This is a genomic window from Amylibacter sp. IMCC11727 (assembly GCF_029854195.1).
Taxonomy (GTDB): Bacteria; Pseudomonadota; Alphaproteobacteria; order Rhodobacterales; family Rhodobacteraceae; genus Amylibacter.
In genome coordinates, this window is record NZ_CP122960.1 from 858117 (window position 1) to 875924 (window position 17808).

Here is a 17808-nt window from a genome sequence, read left to right on the forward strand (position 1 = left end):
CAATGTGGGGGAGACGGATTTCTGGGAGGATATCATGACGGTTTTACGCGCTGAAAATGCCGCGCTGGTGGCAGAGGTTCACGTGGCTGTGGGGGATTTGGTGGCCGCTGGCACGGTGGTTGTAACGACCGAACTGATGAAAATGCGGCATGATCTGCGCGCGCCTGCGGATGGACGTGTGACGGCGGTTCATGTGGCTGCTGGAATGGAGCTGCATGGGGGGGAAGCGTTGGTGACGTTTGAGGCGGCTGAGGTGACTGCGGTTGCGGCGGAGCAGCATGTGGCGCGTGCGGATATGGCGGAGTTTGAGGCGCGGATGGCATTGCTGGAGGATGCGGCGCGTTCAGACGCGGTGGCCAAGCGGCACGGGAAAGGGTTTCGCACAGCGCGCGAGAATATTGATGATCTGTTCGACGCTGGCAGTTTCGTGGAATACGGCGCATTGGCGGTGGCGGCGCAACGATCAAAACGCACGGCACAAGACTTGCAGGAGCGCACGCAAGGGGACGGGATTATCTGCGGTATTGGCACTGTGGCGGGGCGGGCCGTTGCGGCGATGGCGGTGGATTACATGGTGATGGCGGGGACGCAGGGGTTTTACCATCACAAGAAAATGGATCGCCTGATCGAAGTGGCGGGTCGTGACGGGCTGCCGATTGTTCTGTTCGCAGAAGGCGGCGGCGGGCGGCCCAATGATTATGATGTAGCGCAGTTCATTGTGGCGGGATTGAACATCACGTCGTTTCGGCATTTCGCGGCGCATAAGGGGCCGAAGATTGGGATCGCGGCAGGCTATTGTTTTGCGGGGAATGCAGCGTTGTTTGGGGTTTGTGATGTGCGGATCGCGACAGAGAATAGCTTTGTCGGGATGGGTGGCCCTGCGATGATTGAAGGGGGTGGCTTGGGTGTTGTGAAGCCGACGGAGATTGGTCCGTCAGATGTGCAGGCCAAGAACGGGGTGCATGACTTGGTGACGGTGGATGAGGCGGCGGCGGTTGCGGCAGCGAAGGTTTTGTTGGGGTTGAATGCCAGTGCCGAAGGGCAGGGCGGCCCCGTAGGGGCGCTGCGCGATGTGGTGCCTGCGGATCGCACCAAAGCCTATGACATGCGGGGGGCAATTCCGCAGATTGTGGACGCGGGGTCTTGGTTGGAGATGCGGCGCGGGTTTGGCGCTGGCATGATCACGGGGTTTGCGCGGATCAATGGGCGGGCCGTTGGTGTGTTGGCGAACAATCCGCTGCATCTGGGCGGGGCGATTGATGCGGAGGCGGGCGACAAGGGCGCGCGTTTCTTGCAGCTGTGCGATGCGTGGGCGCTGCCCGTGGTGACGCTGTGCGATACGCCTGGATTTATGGTTGGGCCAGAGGTGGAAGTCACGGGGCAGGTGGCCCATATCTCGCGGCTGTTTCTGGCGGGGGCGCATTTTGAGCAGCCGCTGGTAACGGTGATCCTGCGCAAGGGATATGGGCTGGGCGCGATGGCCATGGCGGGGGGCGGGTTTGACCGCCCGCATCTGTGTTGCGCGTGGCCTACGGGTGAAGTGGGCGCGATGGGGTTAGAAGGGGCAGTGAAGCTCGGCTATCGCGATCATTTGGCAGCGATTGAGGATGAGGCAGAGCGGGCGGCAGAGTATCAGCGGCTGGTTGATATCCTGTATGAAAAGGGCAAGGCGCTGAATGCGGCGAGCCAGTTGGAGTTTGACGCAGTGATTGACCCTGCGGAGACGCGCGATGTGATTGATCGGGCGTTGACGAGTGCGGGTATCGGTGTGCCGAGTGGGCGGTATGTGGATGGGTGGTGATCTCTTTATTCTTAACAGTACCTTAACGCCGACACGTCTATTTGGACGTGTCGGCGTTAAGGATGTGGTAACCTTTCCAAATGGGTTTTTATGCTGTTCATGATGAACAAACCTTGCTCTTTTCGCGGTTCCGCTTTCCCTTTGCGCCTAACCAATGTGGCTGTTAAATATCCTTCATGACCGCCCCATTCCCCTTTGCCACCCAAGGCCAACGTATTGGCTTGCTTGGTGGGTCGTTTGATCCGCCTCATGCGGGGCATTTGCATATTACAAAACAGGCGTTGAAGCGGTTTCAGTTGGATCGGGTGTGGTGGATGGTGACGCCTGGCAATCCGCTGAAAAAACGTGGGCCAGCCGAAATTGGGCGGCGGGTTCAGGCCTGTCTCGATCTGGTGGATGACCCGCGCATTTTGGTGACGGATATCGAAACGCGGCTTGGCACGCGATACACGGCGGCCACGTTGCAGGCGTTGTTGCCGCGGTATCGCGGGGTGCGGTTTGTGTGGTTGATGGGGTCGGACAGTTTGGCGGATTTTCACCGCTGGAAGGACTGGAACTGGATCATGGAAACGGTTCCCATTGGGGTGATGGCGCGGCCTGGTGAGCAGCTGGCGGCGGGCGGTTCGCGTGCCGCGCGGCGCTATGCACAGCACCGTGTTCAGGCGCGTCGTGCCGAGGCGCTGCCGTTTCGCGAGGCCCCTGCGTGGTGTTTGTTGAATGGGCCGATGGTGGATCTGTCGAGCACAGAAATCCGCGCGCGCGGTGATTGGGGCAAAGACTAATCAACTGCATAAAAATGTGATCGCGCCTTGCAAATGCGGCTTTGTAACTTTCCCTGCTGGGTGCTAATTTCTTCCCGAAAGTTACTGATTTGAGTGTTTGCGCAATGATTACCCGAAGATTTCTGATCTCTGCTTTATTGGCCAGCACGGCGGTTCCTGCCTTGGCCGATGCGCCGAAAACATCTTTGCGGCCCAAAGCACGGCCCTTGCGCGGGGCGGCCAAAGTTAAGGCAGAGCATAAGCAAAAGAGCCTGAAAGATATCGTCGCAGAGGCGGGGTTGTCAGGGGCAGTTAGTATCGTTGTGGCTGATGCGTCTGGGCGTGTATTAGAAGCGCATACCCCAAATAAATCGCTGCCTCCTGCAAGTGTAACCAAAGCGGTGACGGCGCTTTATGCGCTGCAACATTTGGGTGGTGATTTTCGCTATGCCACGCGGGTGATTGCAACGGGCCCTGTTGTTGGGGGCATTGTGCAGGGGGATTTGATCGTGGCTGGGGGCGGTGATCCGTATTTGGACACGGATGGGTTGGCCAATTTGGCCCGTGGTGTTGCCAAGCAGGGGATCAAAGGCATCAAAGGCAAGTTAAAGGTCTATGGTGGGGCGTTGCCCTATCAGCGGGTGATTGATGCGGGGCAGCCTGATCATGTGGGGTATAATCCGTCTCTGTCCGGTTTGAATTTGAATTTCAATCGCGTGTATTTTGAATGGAAACGGTCGGGCAACGGTTATGCCACGACGATGGATGCGCGATCAAAGCGCCTGCGACCCGCAGTGCGGGGGATCAAAATGTCTGTGGTGAATCGCCAAGCCCCTTTGTTCACCTACAAAGGTGGTGGCAAAGCGGAGCAGTGGACCGTGATGCGCGGGGCGCTTGGCAAAGGGGGCGGGCGTTGGCTGCCTGTGCGCCGCATTGATGAATATGTGGGCGAGGTGTTTCGGTCCGTTGCGGCGCAGCAGGGGATTAAACTGCCGTCGGCGCAAACTGCCAAATCGCTGCCGTCTGGGACGGTTGTGGCGCAAGAAGTGAGCGGCACATTGTTTAAACAGGTGCAGGCCATGTTGAAATATTCCACCAACCTTACGGCCGAGGTGACGGGGCTGACGGCCACGCGCAAACGCGGAGCATCGGTGCGTAACCTTGCAGGATCTGGGCGCGAGATGACGTCTTGGGTGCAAGGGGCGTATGGTGCGAAAGGGGTGAAATTTGTGGATCACTCTGGCCTTGGCGATGCCAGCCGCGTGAGCGCCGATCAGATGATGAAAATTCTGGCGAAATCAGGGTGGAATGGGCCGCTGCGGCCCGCGTTGAAAGAAATCAAGCTGGTCAATTCCAAGGGGCGTGCGGCCCCGATTGAAGGGGTTACGGTTCTTGCGAAGACAGGGACGCTGAATTTTGCCAGTGCTTTGGCGGGGTATATTGATACGCCGAATGGGCAAAAGCTGACGTTTGCGATTTTCACGGCGGACATGGGCAAGCGGGCCAAGATCAAAAAGGCAGACCGCGAGCGCCCTGCGGGCAGTGCAACCTGGCGCAAGCGTTCCAAACGCATGCAACAGCGCCTGTTGCGGCGCTGGGCGTTGGAATATGGGGTTGGAAGTTAGGGGTGCGATTTGCACTGCTTTTCCTGATCTTTTTGTTCCCCACTGAGGGACGTGCAGGCGATTTGGCAGACCGTCTGGTGGCGGGATTGAACACCATTTGGCCAAATGAAATCTTCGAAATTACATTCGATGGATGCCAAATGACGTTTGTTCAGGTCAGTGCATTGAAACCTGTGATCACGAGCAAAGAGATTTGGCATCTGGGGGATTTGGACACTGACCCCAGAAATGTTGAGCTGATTTCGCAAAACATGACGGATGGTGTGAAGCAGTGGAAAAATGTTCAAGTCATCTATCGTATTAAGCCTGAAGTGTTGGCGCGAAACGTGAATGATGTGGCGCGGTTTGCCAAAGCCAATGATGAAATTTTGTATCGTCCAGCAGAGAGTAGTGCTTGGGCTTGGTGGTGGGATCCGCATGCGGAACAAGAAAAGGAAGACCGCATTCACAGTGCCCTTTCGAAGGATTTGCATGGCAAAAGGCTTGCCGGTGATTTTGGTTCTTTGATCCAACGAAACCACGGAGTTACGATTGTCGGACCCGATGATCAGAGCTGATTTGAACTTACGGGTTATCCGTTCGAACCGATGGGTTTTTTGTTTCGAGATGATGTGTTGGATGGGTTGTTGAATGACTTTCATGAGTTTGCCGTTTCTGCCTGTGGTTCGTGACGACTTCCAAAACACAGTTTCGGATTCTCCGTAACTTAGAGGCTTGGCTTGTACGAGCCCCCTGCAATGCCCCATGACGCCATAGATCAATCATTTCTGACAAGAGGCCGAACCATGGCGCGTAATTACCTGAAAAAAGCCCCGAAAACGTCTGCAACAGACAGTGCATCTGTGCATGACACTGTGCGTGGCATTCTAAACGAGATCGAAGAAGGTGGTGAAGCCGCGGCAATGAAATACGCGGCCAAGTTCGACAATTACGAAGGTGCGCTGATCCTGAGTAAGGAAGAAATCGAAGCGGCGGCGGCGAAGGTTCCCCAAAAGCTGAAGGATGATATCGCGTTTGCGCATGAGAACATCAAACATTTTGCCGAGGCGCAAAAGGCGTCGATGCAGGATTTTCAGATGGAAGTGCGCCCAGGTTTGATTGAAGGGCAGAAAACCATCCCAGTCCGCGCAGCCGGGTGTTACGTGCCAGGCGGGCGATATTCCCACATCGCATCAGCGATGATGACCGTAACAACGGCCAAGGTTGCAGGTGTGAAACACATTACAGCCTGTTCCCCGCCCCAAGGGGAAAACGGCGTGGCCCCAGCGATTATCTATGCGGCGAACCTGTGTGGCGCGGATAAAATCTTGTCCATGGGCGGTGTCCAAGGCGTTGCGGCCATGACATTTGGTTTGTTTGATTTGCCAGAGGCGGACATTATCGTTGGCCCTGGCAACCAGTTTGTGGCCGAAGCCAAGCGGATTTTGTTTGGTCGCGTTGGCATTGATATGATCGCGGGTCCAACGGACAGTTTGATTTTGGCGGATAAAGATGCGGATGCGGAAATCGTGGCGGTGGATTTGGTGTCACAGGCCGAGCATGGCTATAACTCCCCTGTGTGGTTGGTGACGGATGACCAGCCCCTGGCGGAAAAAGTTATGGCACGGGTTCCAGATTTGATCGAAGAGCTGCCTGAGTTGAACCGCGACAATGCGCGGGCCGCGTGGCGCGATTATGCCGAAGTGATTGTCTGTGATGATCGAGTGGAAATGGCGGCCTGTTCGGATGACTACGCACCAGAGCACTTGACGGTACAAGCGGCGGATTTGGATTGGTGGTTGGATAACCTTCAGTGCTATGGCTCTTTGTTCTTGGGTGAAGAAACAACCGTGTCTTACGGGGACAAAGCATCGGGAACGAACCACGTTCTGCCAACATCAGGCTCTGCGCGGTATACGGGTGGTTTGTCCGTTCACAAGTACATGAAAGTTGTGACATGGCAGCGATCTACGCGGGATGGATCGAAGCGTGTGGCCGAAGCCACGGCGCGGATTTCGCGGCTGGAAGGTATGGAGGGCCATGCGCGAGCAGCGGATGTGCGTCTACACAAGTATTACCCGACTGAGAACTTTGACCTGACGCCAGAGGAATAGGATCGTGAAAGCGCTTGTCTACACAGGGCCCAAAACGCTCGAGATTCATGAGCGCGATGATCTGAGCGCAGGTGGGGATGACAATCTGATCCGCGTGGATGCCGTTGGCATTTGTGGATCAGACATGCACGCCTATCTGGGGCATGATGAGCGGCGGCCAGCACCGCTGATCCTTGGGCATGAGGCCGCAGGTTTGGTGCTGTCTGGGCCGATGGCGGGTAAAAACGTGACGGTCAATCCGCTCGTGACTTGTGGCGCCTGTCGGTATTGTTTGGAGGGCCGTGAAAACCTGTGCCAAACACGTCAGATCATTTCGATGCAGCCCCGCGAGGGGGCGTTTGCGCAGCAGTTGGTGATGCCCACATCCAACTTGGTAGACGTGCCAAACGGTGTAGCCATTGAACATGCCGCGCTGGCAGAACCGATTGCCGTGTGTTGGCATGCGGTTCGGCTGGGGCGCGATGCGCTGTTTGGGGATTTGGCGAAGGCCAAATGTCTGGTGCAGGGCGGTGGCGCGATTGGGGTTGGATCAGCGTTGAGCTTACGGGCGATGGGCGCGACAGACGTGACCATCGCAGAGCCGAACACGGTGCGGCACGATGTGTTGAACGGGCTGGGTGATTTTCGTGTTTGCGACCCTGCCGATGCTGGCGAAGGGTTCGACATCATCATCGATTGCGTTGGCATTTCACACACGCGCAAGGCCGCCACTGCGATGGTTGCTCCGGGCGGTGTGGTTGTGCATGTGGGGCTTGGTGACAGTATTGAAGGATTGGATGTGCGACGCATGACGTTGCAAGAGGTGACGTTTATCGGGACCTACACCTATACTGCGCAGGACTTCCGTGACACGGCGCAAGGTATTTTCGATGGGATTTTTGGCAATCTGAATTGGATCGAAGAACGCCCATTGGATGATGGCGCACAGGCGTTTGCGGACATTCTGGCGGGCAAAGTGGCCGCACCTAAAATTGTGCTGCGGCCAAATTAAGCGATTTACCCAAACAAGATAGACTGAAGCTGTTCCGCGCCGCCCAATAGAATGGAGCGTTCGGCGATGGCGGATTCTGGTGTGACGCGCGGGCTGGGACCGTGCATGGCCAAAGATGCGATGTAACGCCCCTGGGGGTCAGTCACGGGCACGGCAAGTGCGACCATGCCGTCCATGAATTCTTCGTTGTCGATGGCGTAGCCGCGTTTGCGTGTGAGGGCGAGTTCTTCGAGCAGGGTTAACGCGCTGGTGTGTGTTTTGTCGGTGCGCGGTGACAAATCCAATCCCATCACAAAAGCTTTGCGTGCGGAGGGGGGCAGGGATGCCATGTAGGTTTTGCCACTGGCGGTGCAATGAAATGGGACGTTTGTGCCCACTGGCAATTGAATGCGAAACGCCCAATCTGTATCGACGCGATCGAGATAGTGCATTCCTGTTTCTTGTGGGACCACGTAGTTCACGGCTTCGCGCACCTGACGGGCCACGTTTTCAAGCACCTGATGGCGGATAATCTGATCGCGATTGGATTGGACGAGCCCCGCGCTCATGTCCATCAGACGGCGCGCTGGGCACAAACGTTTGCCGTCTGTTGAACGGGTGAGGAACCCTTCGGCTTCTAATGTGGAGCATAATCTGTGGACGGTTTGTTTGGGCAGGCCAAGTTTGGCGTTGATTTCGGTCGGGGTGAGTGGCGTGTCGCTGTTTCCGACAACTTCTAAAATCAGGAGCATTCGCAGGTTTGTTGGAATTCTCTCTTCTGCGGCCACGACTTTTCCTTTGCAATCCGTCCGAATCTCTGTTTAGCTTGATTTCACCAAAAAACAAGACAAAAAGTCTCAATAATTGACGAAATGGGGAATTTTTGGAATTTGACTATGTTGTCATAGGGGCTGGCTCGGCTGGCTGTGCTGCTGCTGCTCGGCTCTCTGAGTCGGGAAAGTATACGGTTGCGCTGTTGGAAGCGGGTGGCAAGGACACGAATCCGTGGATTCATATCCCCGTTGGTTATTTCAAAACCATGGGCAATCCGAAGACCGATTGGATGTATCATACGGAATCTGATCCGGGTCTGAACGGACGTGGTATTCCATGGCCACGCGGTAAGGTTTTGGGCGGATCGTCGTCGATCAATGGTCTGCTTTATGTGCGCGGTCAGGCGGAGGATTTCGACGGCTGGCGGCAGCTCGGCAATGAAGGCTGGGGTTGGGACGATGTTCTGCCGTTTTTCAAAAAAGCGGAAAGCTGGCAAGGCGAAGGATCAGAGGATCGCGGGACAGATGGGCCTTTGACCGTTTCGCCAACGCGGGCGGGACGTGATCTGGTGGATCACTGGATCGAAAGCGCGGTGAATGCGGGGTACAAGAAGAACCCAGATTACAATAGCGGCGATCAAGAAGGTGTTGGATATTTCCAACTGACCCAGCGCGGCGGTTTGCGGTGTTCTTCGGCCAAGGCGTATTTGAAACCTGCGCGGGGGCGCAAAAACCTTGACGTGATCACGCGGGCGCAGACCGAGAAAGTGATCATCGAAGAGGGCCGTGCCACGGGTGTAATTGCGAATGTGCGTGGCACGTCGAAGACGATTAAGGCGCGCAAGGAAGTGATCTTGTGTGCGGGTGCAATTGGGTCGCCGCAAATTCTAATGCTATCGGGTGTGGGTGATGCCGAGCATTTGAAATCGGTTGGTATTGCGGGTGTGAAGCATCTGCCCGGTGTGGGGAAGAACCTGCAAGATCATTTGCAGGCGCGACCTGTGTTCAAAACAACGCTCAGCACGATCAACGTTGAAATCGACAGCATGTTTAAGCAGGCCATGATTGGCTTGCGGTTTTTGACCACGCAGTCTGGGCCGATGACGATGGCAGCGAGCCTTGGGACGGGTTTTTTGAAAACCGATGAGCGTTTGGCAACGCCTGACATTCAGTTCCACATTCAGCCGTTCAGCGCGGATAAGCCCGCAGATGGGCCGCATAAGTTCAGCGGATTTACTGCGTCTGTTTTGCAGATGCGTCCTGAAAGTGCGGGCCATTTGGAGCTGACGTCAAACAACTGGCGCGATTATCCTGCGATCCATCCGAATTATCTGGCAACAGAAACGGATCAGCGCACGATTGTGGCTGGGATTGAGATCGCACGAAAGATTTCGCGCACCAACCCATTGGCCGAATTCATCACCGAAGAGCATGCACCGGGTGAAGGTGTGGCGATGGGTGATTATGAGGCGACATTGAATTGGGCGCGCGAAGCGTCTGTTACAATTTATCATCCCACTGGAACCTGCAAGATGGGCAAAGACGACCAAGCGGTTGTTGATCCACGGTTGCGGGTACATGGAATCGAAGGTTTGCGGGTGGCGGATGCGTCGATCATGCCAATCATCACAAGCGGAAATACAAATGCGCCTTGCATCATGATTGGTGAAAAGGTTGCGAGCATGGTCTTGGAGGACGCAAACTAATGTGGGAATCTGTAATTGATTACAGTCAAATTATCATCGCTGACCTGATTTTGTCAGGGGATAATGCGTTGATTATTGGCATGGCGGCGGCTGGCCTGTCACCTGAGTTGCGCAAGAAAGCGATCCTGTATGGGATGGTGATTGCGGCTGTTCTGCGAATCGTCTTTGCGGTTATTGCAACAAAATTGCTGGGGATTCCGGGCATTTTGTTCGTTGGGTCCGTGCTGCTCTTTTGGGTTTGCTGGAGGTTGTTTGTGGAAATCCGCGAAGGAACGGATGAACACGCGGCCGAAGCGTTGGAAGATGCCGAGAATCCAGAGGCTGGATATACAGGTCCACCGCGCCGCACGATGGGCGCAGCCCTTATTTCTATTACGATTGCGGATGTGTCCATGTCCTTGGACAATGTGTTGGCGGTTGCGGCCATTGCGGATGGGGACTCGACCAAGCTGATCGTCGGTCTGGCGCTGGCCATTGTGCTTATGGCGTTCGCTGCTACGCTGATTATGAAATTGCTGACGAGATATCCTTGGATTTCTTGGGTCGGTTTGATCGTTCTGGTCTATGTTGCGGCAGAGATGTTCTATCGCGGTACGTTTGACGCGAACAATGGTGTGTTGCCGATGTTGGGTTTGATTGAAGGATATGAACTGAGCAAAGGGGGGCATTAGCGCCCCAGAATGGGAGTTTTCAACAGGTCATACCACTGTTCAGTGGGCGGTCTGATTGAATAAAAGCCGAACTTATTGCCTTCGGGGTTCGGGATAAAAAGTCAGAAGGTTAACCTAGGGAGGAACATTATGTTCACTTTAAAAACTTTGACAAAGGGTGCAGTCGCGACGGCGGTTGGTGTATCTTTGTTCGCATCCGCGGCGTTCGCGGAAAAAGTACTGCGGATTCAATCCGTGCTGCCAACAACAGCTGACGAAGTTGTCATGCTGAACGCGTTTGGTGACGACGTTGCTGCGTTGACAGGGGGGTCACTGAAAATCGAAGTGCTGCCAGCGGGTGCCGTTGTTGGCCCACGCGACATCATGGACGCGGTTGACGCCGGTCTGGTTGAAGGCGGTTTCGCATGGACACACTATTGGGGTGGTAAGCACGTTGCAGCCAACCTGTTTGGCGCACCTGTAGCGGGCGCTGGTGTTGGCATGGACAACATCGCGTTCTTGTCTTGGTTCCAGTTCGGCGGCGGTAAAGAGCTGTACGACCGTCTGTGGGACGAAATGGGCGTAAACGTAAAAGGCTTCATGTTGCAGCCAGTTGGTCCAGAGGCATTGGGTTGGTTCCCAGAGCCGATCAAATCTATGGATGACTTCCGTAAAATGCGTTTCCGGGCTCCTCCAGGTATGGTTGGTGCTGCTTACGCTGAAATCGGTGTTCCTGCTGTAGCTATGGGCGGTGGTGACATTCTGCCAGCGCTGGAAAAAGGTACAATCGATGCGGCTGAATGGTGCTGCCCGAAGCCTGACTCTGTGTTTGGTTTCCAGAAAGTTCTGAAGCACTACTACCTTCAGGGTCTGCACCAGGTTGTTGTGAACGCTGACATGTATGTAAACGGCGATTTCTACAACGGTCTGTCCGATCTGGAAAAGAAAGCGCTGGAAGTTGCTGCAAACGCGTCTTTGTCTAAGTCCATGTCTTACCGTATTTACGAAAACGGCAAGGCGCTGAAAGACCTGACAGACAACCACGGCGTTATTCTGGAAGACACACCAGCTGACTACTTCACCGAGTACATGGCTGCTGCGAAAAAATCGCTGCAAGCTGCGGCTGATGAGAACGCCTTCTTCGCAGAAGTATGGCAGTCTCAGAAAGACTTTGCTGACATCGCTGTTCCATTCTGGGCTGGCGCACAGGCGTCTAACGCGTCTTTGGGTAAAGCACACGCTGACACTCTGAAGTAAGACTTGTCTTACGGTGCGGGGCCCTTCGCGGGCCCCGCGCTTCTTTTTCGATAAGGGCAAACGCCTTTTTCAAAAAAGAAGCCAAGCAAATGGCTGATAAATATAAAAGGGAGAGACATCATGGCTGCTGAAGAACCGATTCCAGAGAATCTTGAAATTGCAGATGAACTGATTGCGGAGCGCCGTGCCGAAGCCCCAGGTGAAACGCCCGAGGATATGACGCCGTGGCAACGTCCGATCACTGCTGTGATTGATGTGATTAACTATCGCGCGGGGCAGATCATTGCGTTGATGATGATCCCGCTGATCGCGATTGTTGTGTGGGAAGTCATTTCGCGCAACTTGGATTCTATTTTGGTGGATGCTGGGTTTGGCGATTTGGCCAAATCCTTGGGCCTTGGCCCGACGCTGCAAGCCTATGACCTGAGCCGCATGATTGCGGGTGTGTTGTGGATGGCGGGTGCGGGTTACGGCCTGATGCGCGGTGTGCATATCCGTGCGGACTTCCTCTATCGGAACTGGTCTGACAAGACACAGGCGACGATGGATGCGGTTGCGTATCTATTGTTCTTTATTCCTTCGATGATCTTTTTCACCGTGGTGGCCAGCCAATTCTGGTGGTTGTCCTATGAAACGGGCGAGCGCATGGCGCTGGATAGTGCGTGGCAGCCGATTTTGTGGCCTGCACGTATTGCGATGCCGATTGGTGGTTTCCTGCTGCTGATCCAAGGCCTGCCTGAGATTTTCCGTGCTTTCCATAAGATGGGTAAAGAACGCGAGCGCAAGTTTGTTATGTTCTTGCCGATCTATCTGATTGGCTTGGTGTGGCTGACGCTTGCGATCTTTGCACCTGATGTGGTGCCGGGCGGTGAGTGGTTCACGGGTGTCATGTCGGCGAGCCCTGGGCTGTCTAAACCAACGATTGGTTTGATTATGCTGGGTGCGATGTTGTTCGTGATCTTCATCGGCTTCCCGATTTCCTTTACGCTGATCTTCCTTGGCTTTGTGTTCGGGATTTGGGGTGCGAACTTCAAACTGACCACGTTGTTGATGACGCTGAACACCAACTCTACCATGCTGAACGATCAGCTGATGGCGGTGCCACTGTTCGTGCTGATGGGGATTGTGATGGAGAGCGCTGGTTTGATGGAACGCCTGTTCTCGTCGATCCAGATGATCATGTCGCGGGTGCGCGGTGCGTTGTTTATCGCGGTTTTGATCGTGTCTACGATCTTTGCGGCAGCGACGGGTATCGTTGGTGCGTCTGTAACCATGCTGGGTATTATGGCGGGTGCCACGATGAGCCGTGCTGGATATGATGTGAAACTGGCGGCGGGTACGATTACAGCTGGCGGGACACTTGGTATTCTGATCCCACCGTCGATCATGTTGATCGTGATGGGGCCTGTGCTTGAGGTCTCCACGCTTGATCTGTTCCGTGCGGCGTTTGTGCCAGGGGCGATCCTTGCTTCGCTTTACCTGCTGTATACGCTGGGGCGGTGTTGGATTAACCCAGATTTGGGTCCAATCCTATCCGAAGAGGACCAACCTGAAACGTCGAACTTCTATGGCGCAGAGGTTGCCTTGATCTGTCTGGGTATTCTGACGATCTGTCGTGTGTTTGGTTTGGGCCTTGGCGGCGCATTTGGCGGGGTGGTTCCGTTTGGTGGGTTGCTGATGCTGTTGATTGTGATGGCCGTGGCCTATCAAGCCTATCGCAAGCTGGCGATCCTGCGCATTGCGGTGCCTTTGGCGGTGCTGTTCCACCTGTATATGGTGTTCGGGAATATGGGTGAGGATGGCAGCCTGTCGATTATGTCGATTGCAATGGCTGCATTTGTTGTGCTGTTGGCCATCTTGGGTCGCCCGATTTACAGCAAAGACGCAGAAGAGGGGTTCTACTTTGCGCCGCTGTGGGATGAGTTCTTTGCGGGGCTGATGCCACCGACGATCCTCATTTCCTTTGCGCTTGGCTCGATCCTTCTCGGCTTTGCAACACCTGCAGAAGCGGCGGCGATGGGTGCCTTTGGTGCGATCCTTCTGTCCATTGGGTACGGTAAATTCACTTTCTCCAGTTTCTTTGACAGTTTGATCAAGGCTTTGGAAATCACCGTGCTGATTATGTTCTTGGTGGCGGCGTCCAACTTCTTTGGTGCGGAATTCTCGGCTCTGGGCACACCGCAGCTGATGACCAAACTGCTGCTGGGGATGGAGTTGTCGCCTTACATCATGCTGTTGCTGGTGATGGCGCTGATCTTCCTGCTTGGCTGGCCGCTGGAATGGGTGCCGATTGTGCTGATCGTTGTGCCGATCCTGTTGCCGGTTGTGCATGCGCTCGATCTGCATGGGTTGAATCGCTATGACATGATGGTTTGGTTCGGTATCCTTGTTGCGGTGAACCTGCAAACCGCGTGGCTCAGTCCGCCTGTGGCTTTGTCGGCGTACTTCCTGAAAGGGGTTGTGCCGAATTGGGACCTGAAAGACATCTACATCGGTATGATGCAGTTCATGCTGGTGCAGTTGACAGGCCTGATCCTGCTGTTGGTGTTCCCTCAGTTAGTTCTGTGGTTGCCACGGGTGATGAGCGGCGGGTGACGTCGTAACGCTGAATTATAACGCTTGAATTTGCGCCTCCGATGGGTTCCATGGAACCAACATCATCGGAGGCGCAAATGTTTTCTAAAGACGGTTTGATTGATGAAATTCGTGGGCGGTTTGCCCATGTGGACAGTTGTCCGTTTCAAGGGGAGCGCGTGTTTTTTGAAAACGCGGGTGGGGCGCTGACGTTGAAGTCCGCCGTAGAGACATCCACGTTTTATGCGGCCATTCCAGACAATCAGGGCCGTGACAATGTGGCGGCGGCAGAGCTGATGCGTGTGATTGCCAAGGCCAAGGACGATATGGAGGTGTTGTTTAACGCCAAAGAAGGCCAGTTTTTCGTGGGGGAAAGCGGGACAGAATTGCTGTTTCGGATGATCCGTACTGCCGTTGTGGAAAGTGCCGAAGGTGGGCGTGTTGTGGGCAGTTCGCTTGAGCATCCTGCGAGCCGATCTGCGGCCATTCGATGGGCGGAGATTGCGGGGAAGGACTATGTTTCGGTTCCGCACAATGATGAAACGGGATCGGTTTCGGCGGAGGATTACGCGGCGCATATTACGGCCGATACGCGGGTGGCCACGATCCTACACACCTCCCCCGTGACGGGGATGGCGGTGGATGTGGAGGCTGTGGCAGCGGTGATCCGCGAACGTGCGCCCGCGTGTTTGATTATTGTAGATGGCATTCAGCATGCGGCACATGGGCGGCTGGATTTGGCGGCATATGGCGTGGATGGGTATGCGGTGTCGCCGTACAAGGTGTTTTCGCGCCATGGATATGGTGTGGCGTGGGTGTCAGACCGTCTGGGGGCGATGAACCACGATATGCTGATTGGTGGACCGTCAGACAACTGGGAATTTGGCACCCGAGATACAGGGGCCTATGCCACGTTTTCAGATGTTGTCGATTACTTTGATTGGTTAGGGGCGCAGATATCGGACAGCGATGATCGACGGGAGCGGATTGTGGCAGCGGGGGCGGCAATTCATGCCCATGAGAAAGACCTAACGGATGCGATGCTGCACGGTGTTGGCAATCTGAAAGGGCTGGCTGATATGGACGGCGTGTCGATCATTGGCGGCGTTGATAATCCGCTGCGTGAGGGGCTGGTTTCGTTGACTGTGAACGGTATGACGGGACAAGAGGTGGTGGCCGCGCTGAACGAACAAGGCATCCGCACACATGTGCGCAAGGCGGATCATTATTCTGGTAATATCCTTGATCCGTTGGGATTGGAGACTTGTGTGCGCGTGTCCATGTGTCACTATAACACCGAGGCCGAAGTGGCGCAGTTTTTGGGTGTGATGCAGGGGATTGTTGGCGAGAAATAGGGTTTGAGTATTTTGGGAACAAAGAAACATGCGCGTGGTGTTCCTTTGAGACGAACAGTGAAGTTCGCTTAGCTTTGATGACGGATTGCTCTGTCTGATCTACATTTGGGTCAGAGAAGGAGACCTGAAATGACACCTATTCAAGTACAAGGCATTCATCATATCACGCTGAATGGTGCAGATCGTCAGACGTCTGTTGATTTTTGGGAAGGTGTGCTGGGCATGCCTTTGATTTTTGAGCAGCCTAATTTGGACGAGCCGTCGATCAATCATTTGTATTTCGATACGGGCGATGGACGCACGTTGACCGTGTTCACCGAAGAAGGGCGCAAACCACCGAGCCAAAAGTTGGCACAAGCACCAGGGTCGCTGCATCATATTGCATTCTGGGTGGCGCAGGCCACCATTCGACTGGCTGAGGAACGGTTAAAGGCGCGGGGGATCGGATCCAGTGGAATCAAAGATCGCGGTTTTATGGACAGCCTTTATTTTCGTGATCCGATGGGATTGTTGGTGGAACTGGCCAGTTACAAATTTGATCCGCCGCAGGGCAAAACACACGGTGACGTGTTGAACCGCGCCCATCAATTGCGGTTGGAGCGGGGCGGTTTGGCCATTGAAACAGGCGATGTGGCAGACGCTTTGGCGGAGTTGTCGAAGCGTTAAGTGGTGAGGGTGCGTTTGATCGCATCCTGCCAGCCAGCGTATTTGGCATCGCGGGTTGCGCCATCCATTTTGGGGGTGAAGCGGGTTTCACCCGTCCATGTTTTCGCAAATTCGTCTTGTGTGGGGTAGAGCCCTGCGCGCATTCCTGCGAGCCATGCAGCCCCCAAAGCGGTCGTTTCCAGCACATGTGGGCGGTCTACGGCAGCGCCGAGGATGTCGGACAGGAACTGCATGGTCCAATCGCTGGCGGCCATGCCGCCGTCCACGCGCAGGACGTTTTCGCCGTCTGTTGGGGCGCCGTCTGCGTGCATGGCTTCGATCAGGTCGCGGGTTTGGTAGCCAACGGATTCAAGGGCGGCGCGGGCAAATTCATTTGGACCAGAATTGCGGGTCAGGCCAAAGATCGCACCGCGGCTGTCGGCATCCCAATAGGGCGCGCCAAGGCCTGTGAAGGCTGGCACCATGTAGAGGTTTTGTTCGGGATCGGCGGCTTCGGCCATGGGTTGGCTTTCGGGCGCATTTGCGAGCAGTTTGAGGCCGTCGCGCAGCCATTGCACCACGGCCCCTGCGACGAAAATGGAGCCTTCGAGCGCGTAGGTGGGTTGGCCGTTGAACTGATAAGCGATGGTTCCGAGCAGGCGGTTTTGTGATGTGACGAGCGTGTCGCCCGTGTTCAGAAGCGCAAAACAACCCGTGCCGTAGGTGGATTTCATCATGCCTGGATCAAAGCAGGCTTGCCCGATCGTGGCCGCCTGTTGATCGCCTGCCACGCCAAGAATTGGGATGTTGCCGCCAAACAGGGTGGTGGAGCCAAAATCGGCCGCGCAATCGCGCACATCTGGCAGCATGTGCATGGGAATGTCGAAACGGGTGCAGATGACTTCATCCCAAGCGCCGACGCGGATGTTGTAAAGCATGGTGCGCGAGGCGTTGGTGGCATCTGTGGCGTGAACGCGACCTTCGGTCAGATGCCAGATGAGGAAGCTGTCCACTGTGCCAAACAGCAGGTTTTGGCTGTTGTCCTGCGTTTGCAGGATGTGGCGCAGTTTGGTGCCCGAAAAATAAGGATCGGCGAGTAAGCCCGTGCGGTGAGTGATCTCGGATTCGAACCCCTCCGCCTTTAACTCGGCGCAGAACGGGGCGGTGCGGCGGTCTTGCCAGACGATGGCGTTGTGGACGGCTTTGCCCGTGGTTTTGTCCCAGACGAGTGTGGTTTCCCGTTGGTTGGTGATACCAATGGCGGTGACGTCGTCTGCGGTGATGCCGTGGTTTGCAATGACGTCTTTGCAGGTTTTGAGGGTGGTGTTTAGCAGATCGTTTGGATCATGTTCGACCCAGCCAGATTTTGGGAAATGCTGGGTAAATTCCATCTGTTCCGTTGCCACGGGCTGCATCGCCGCATCAAACAGAATGGCGCGGGTGGAGGTGGTTCCTTGGTCGATGGCCAGCACGTATTTCATCGGTGTCTCCCTTGTTTGACCACTGGGGTAGCACGAGCGTTTGGGGCGGTGCAAAGGTAAACAGGAGGTTAACTTAGACGCGTCATATATGAAGCGTCTAAGTTAAGGATGTGGTAA

At 55.3% G+C, this 17808-nt stretch carries 14 protein-coding genes; 12 read left to right on the forward strand and 2 right to left on the reverse strand.

Annotated elements, in window-relative coordinates; translation table 11 throughout:
• Positions 1–34 precede the first annotated feature (34 nt).
• From QBD29_RS04420 to QBD29_RS04445, 6 genes are all read left to right on the forward strand, one after another.
• A complete protein-coding gene (locus tag QBD29_RS04420) occupies positions 35–1801 on the forward strand; it encodes a carboxyl transferase domain-containing protein (protein WP_280100106.1) in 1767 nt (588 codons plus the stop codon).
• A gap of 176 nt (positions 1802–1977) precedes the next feature.
• Positions 1978–2583 carry a nicotinate-nucleotide adenylyltransferase gene (locus QBD29_RS04425; RefSeq protein ID WP_280100107.1) on the forward strand — a complete coding sequence of 202 codons (606 nt, stop codon included), beginning with the start codon at positions 1978–1980 and terminating at the stop codon, positions 2581–2583.
• Between the two features lie 104 nt (positions 2584–2687).
• Positions 2688–4187: a D-alanyl-D-alanine carboxypeptidase/D-alanyl-D-alanine-endopeptidase gene (dacB, locus tag QBD29_RS04430; RefSeq protein ID WP_280100108.1), complete on the forward strand. Its 1500-nt coding sequence runs from the start codon at positions 2688–2690 to the stop codon at positions 4185–4187.
• Between the two features lie 2 nt (positions 4188–4189).
• The gene (locus QBD29_RS04435) at positions 4190–4744 is read left to right on the forward strand and encodes a hypothetical protein (protein WP_280100109.1); all 555 of its coding nucleotides are present in this window, start codon (positions 4190–4192) and stop codon (positions 4742–4744) included.
• A gap of 228 nt (positions 4745–4972) precedes the next feature.
• On the forward strand, positions 4973–6280 hold the full coding sequence (gene hisD / locus QBD29_RS04440) for a histidinol dehydrogenase (protein ID WP_280100110.1): 1308 nt from the start codon (positions 4973–4975) through the stop codon (positions 6278–6280).
• A gap of 4 nt (positions 6281–6284) precedes the next feature.
• Positions 6285–7271 carry an alcohol dehydrogenase catalytic domain-containing protein gene (locus QBD29_RS04445; protein WP_280100111.1) on the forward strand — a complete coding sequence of 329 codons (987 nt, stop codon included), beginning with the start codon at positions 6285–6287 and terminating at the stop codon, positions 7269–7271.
• Between the two features lie 5 nt (positions 7272–7276).
• Here QBD29_RS04445 and QBD29_RS04450 read toward each other — a convergent pair whose 3' ends face one another.
• On the reverse strand, positions 7277–8038 hold the full coding sequence (locus tag QBD29_RS04450) for an IclR family transcriptional regulator (RefSeq protein ID WP_280100112.1): 762 nt from the start codon (positions 8036–8038) through the stop codon (positions 7277–7279).
• 95 nt (positions 8039–8133) lie between these two features.
• Between QBD29_RS04450 and QBD29_RS04455 the strand changes: the two genes are divergently transcribed.
• From QBD29_RS04455 to QBD29_RS04480, 6 genes are all read left to right on the forward strand, one after another.
• Positions 8134–9729, forward strand: coding sequence for a GMC family oxidoreductase N-terminal domain-containing protein (locus tag QBD29_RS04455; RefSeq protein ID WP_280100113.1), 1596 nt, complete (start codon positions 8134–8136; stop codon positions 9727–9729).
• Positions 9729–10400 carry a TerC family protein gene (locus tag QBD29_RS04460; protein ID WP_280100114.1) on the forward strand — a complete coding sequence of 224 codons (672 nt, stop codon included), beginning with the start codon at positions 9729–9731 and terminating at the stop codon, positions 10398–10400. Before QBD29_RS04455 ends, QBD29_RS04460 begins: the two co-directional genes overlap by 1 nt.
• 129 nt (positions 10401–10529) lie before the next feature.
• A complete protein-coding gene (locus tag QBD29_RS04465; protein ID WP_280100115.1) occupies positions 10530–11636 on the forward strand; it encodes a TRAP transporter substrate-binding protein in 1107 nt (368 codons plus the stop codon).
• Positions 11637–11756: 120 nt separating this feature from the next.
• Positions 11757–14231, forward strand: a complete 2475-nt coding sequence (locus QBD29_RS04470) for a TRAP transporter large permease subunit (RefSeq protein WP_280100116.1) — start codon at positions 11757–11759, stop codon at positions 14229–14231.
• Between the two features lie 77 nt (positions 14232–14308).
• A complete protein-coding gene (locus QBD29_RS04475; protein ID WP_280100117.1) occupies positions 14309–15565 on the forward strand; it encodes an aminotransferase class V-fold PLP-dependent enzyme in 1257 nt (418 codons plus the stop codon).
• A gap of 129 nt (positions 15566–15694) precedes the next feature.
• The gene (locus QBD29_RS04480; protein ID WP_280100118.1) at positions 15695–16231 is read left to right on the forward strand and encodes a VOC family protein; all 537 of its coding nucleotides are present in this window, start codon (positions 15695–15697) and stop codon (positions 16229–16231) included.
• On the opposite strand, the gene glpK is transcribed toward QBD29_RS04480, so the two are convergent.
• Positions 16228–17691 carry a glycerol kinase GlpK gene (gene glpK / locus QBD29_RS04485; protein WP_280100119.1) on the reverse strand — a complete coding sequence of 488 codons (1464 nt, stop codon included), beginning with the start codon at positions 17689–17691 and terminating at the stop codon, positions 16228–16230. The genes QBD29_RS04480 and glpK overlap by 4 nt on opposite strands.
• Positions 17692–17808: the final 117 nt, after the last annotated feature.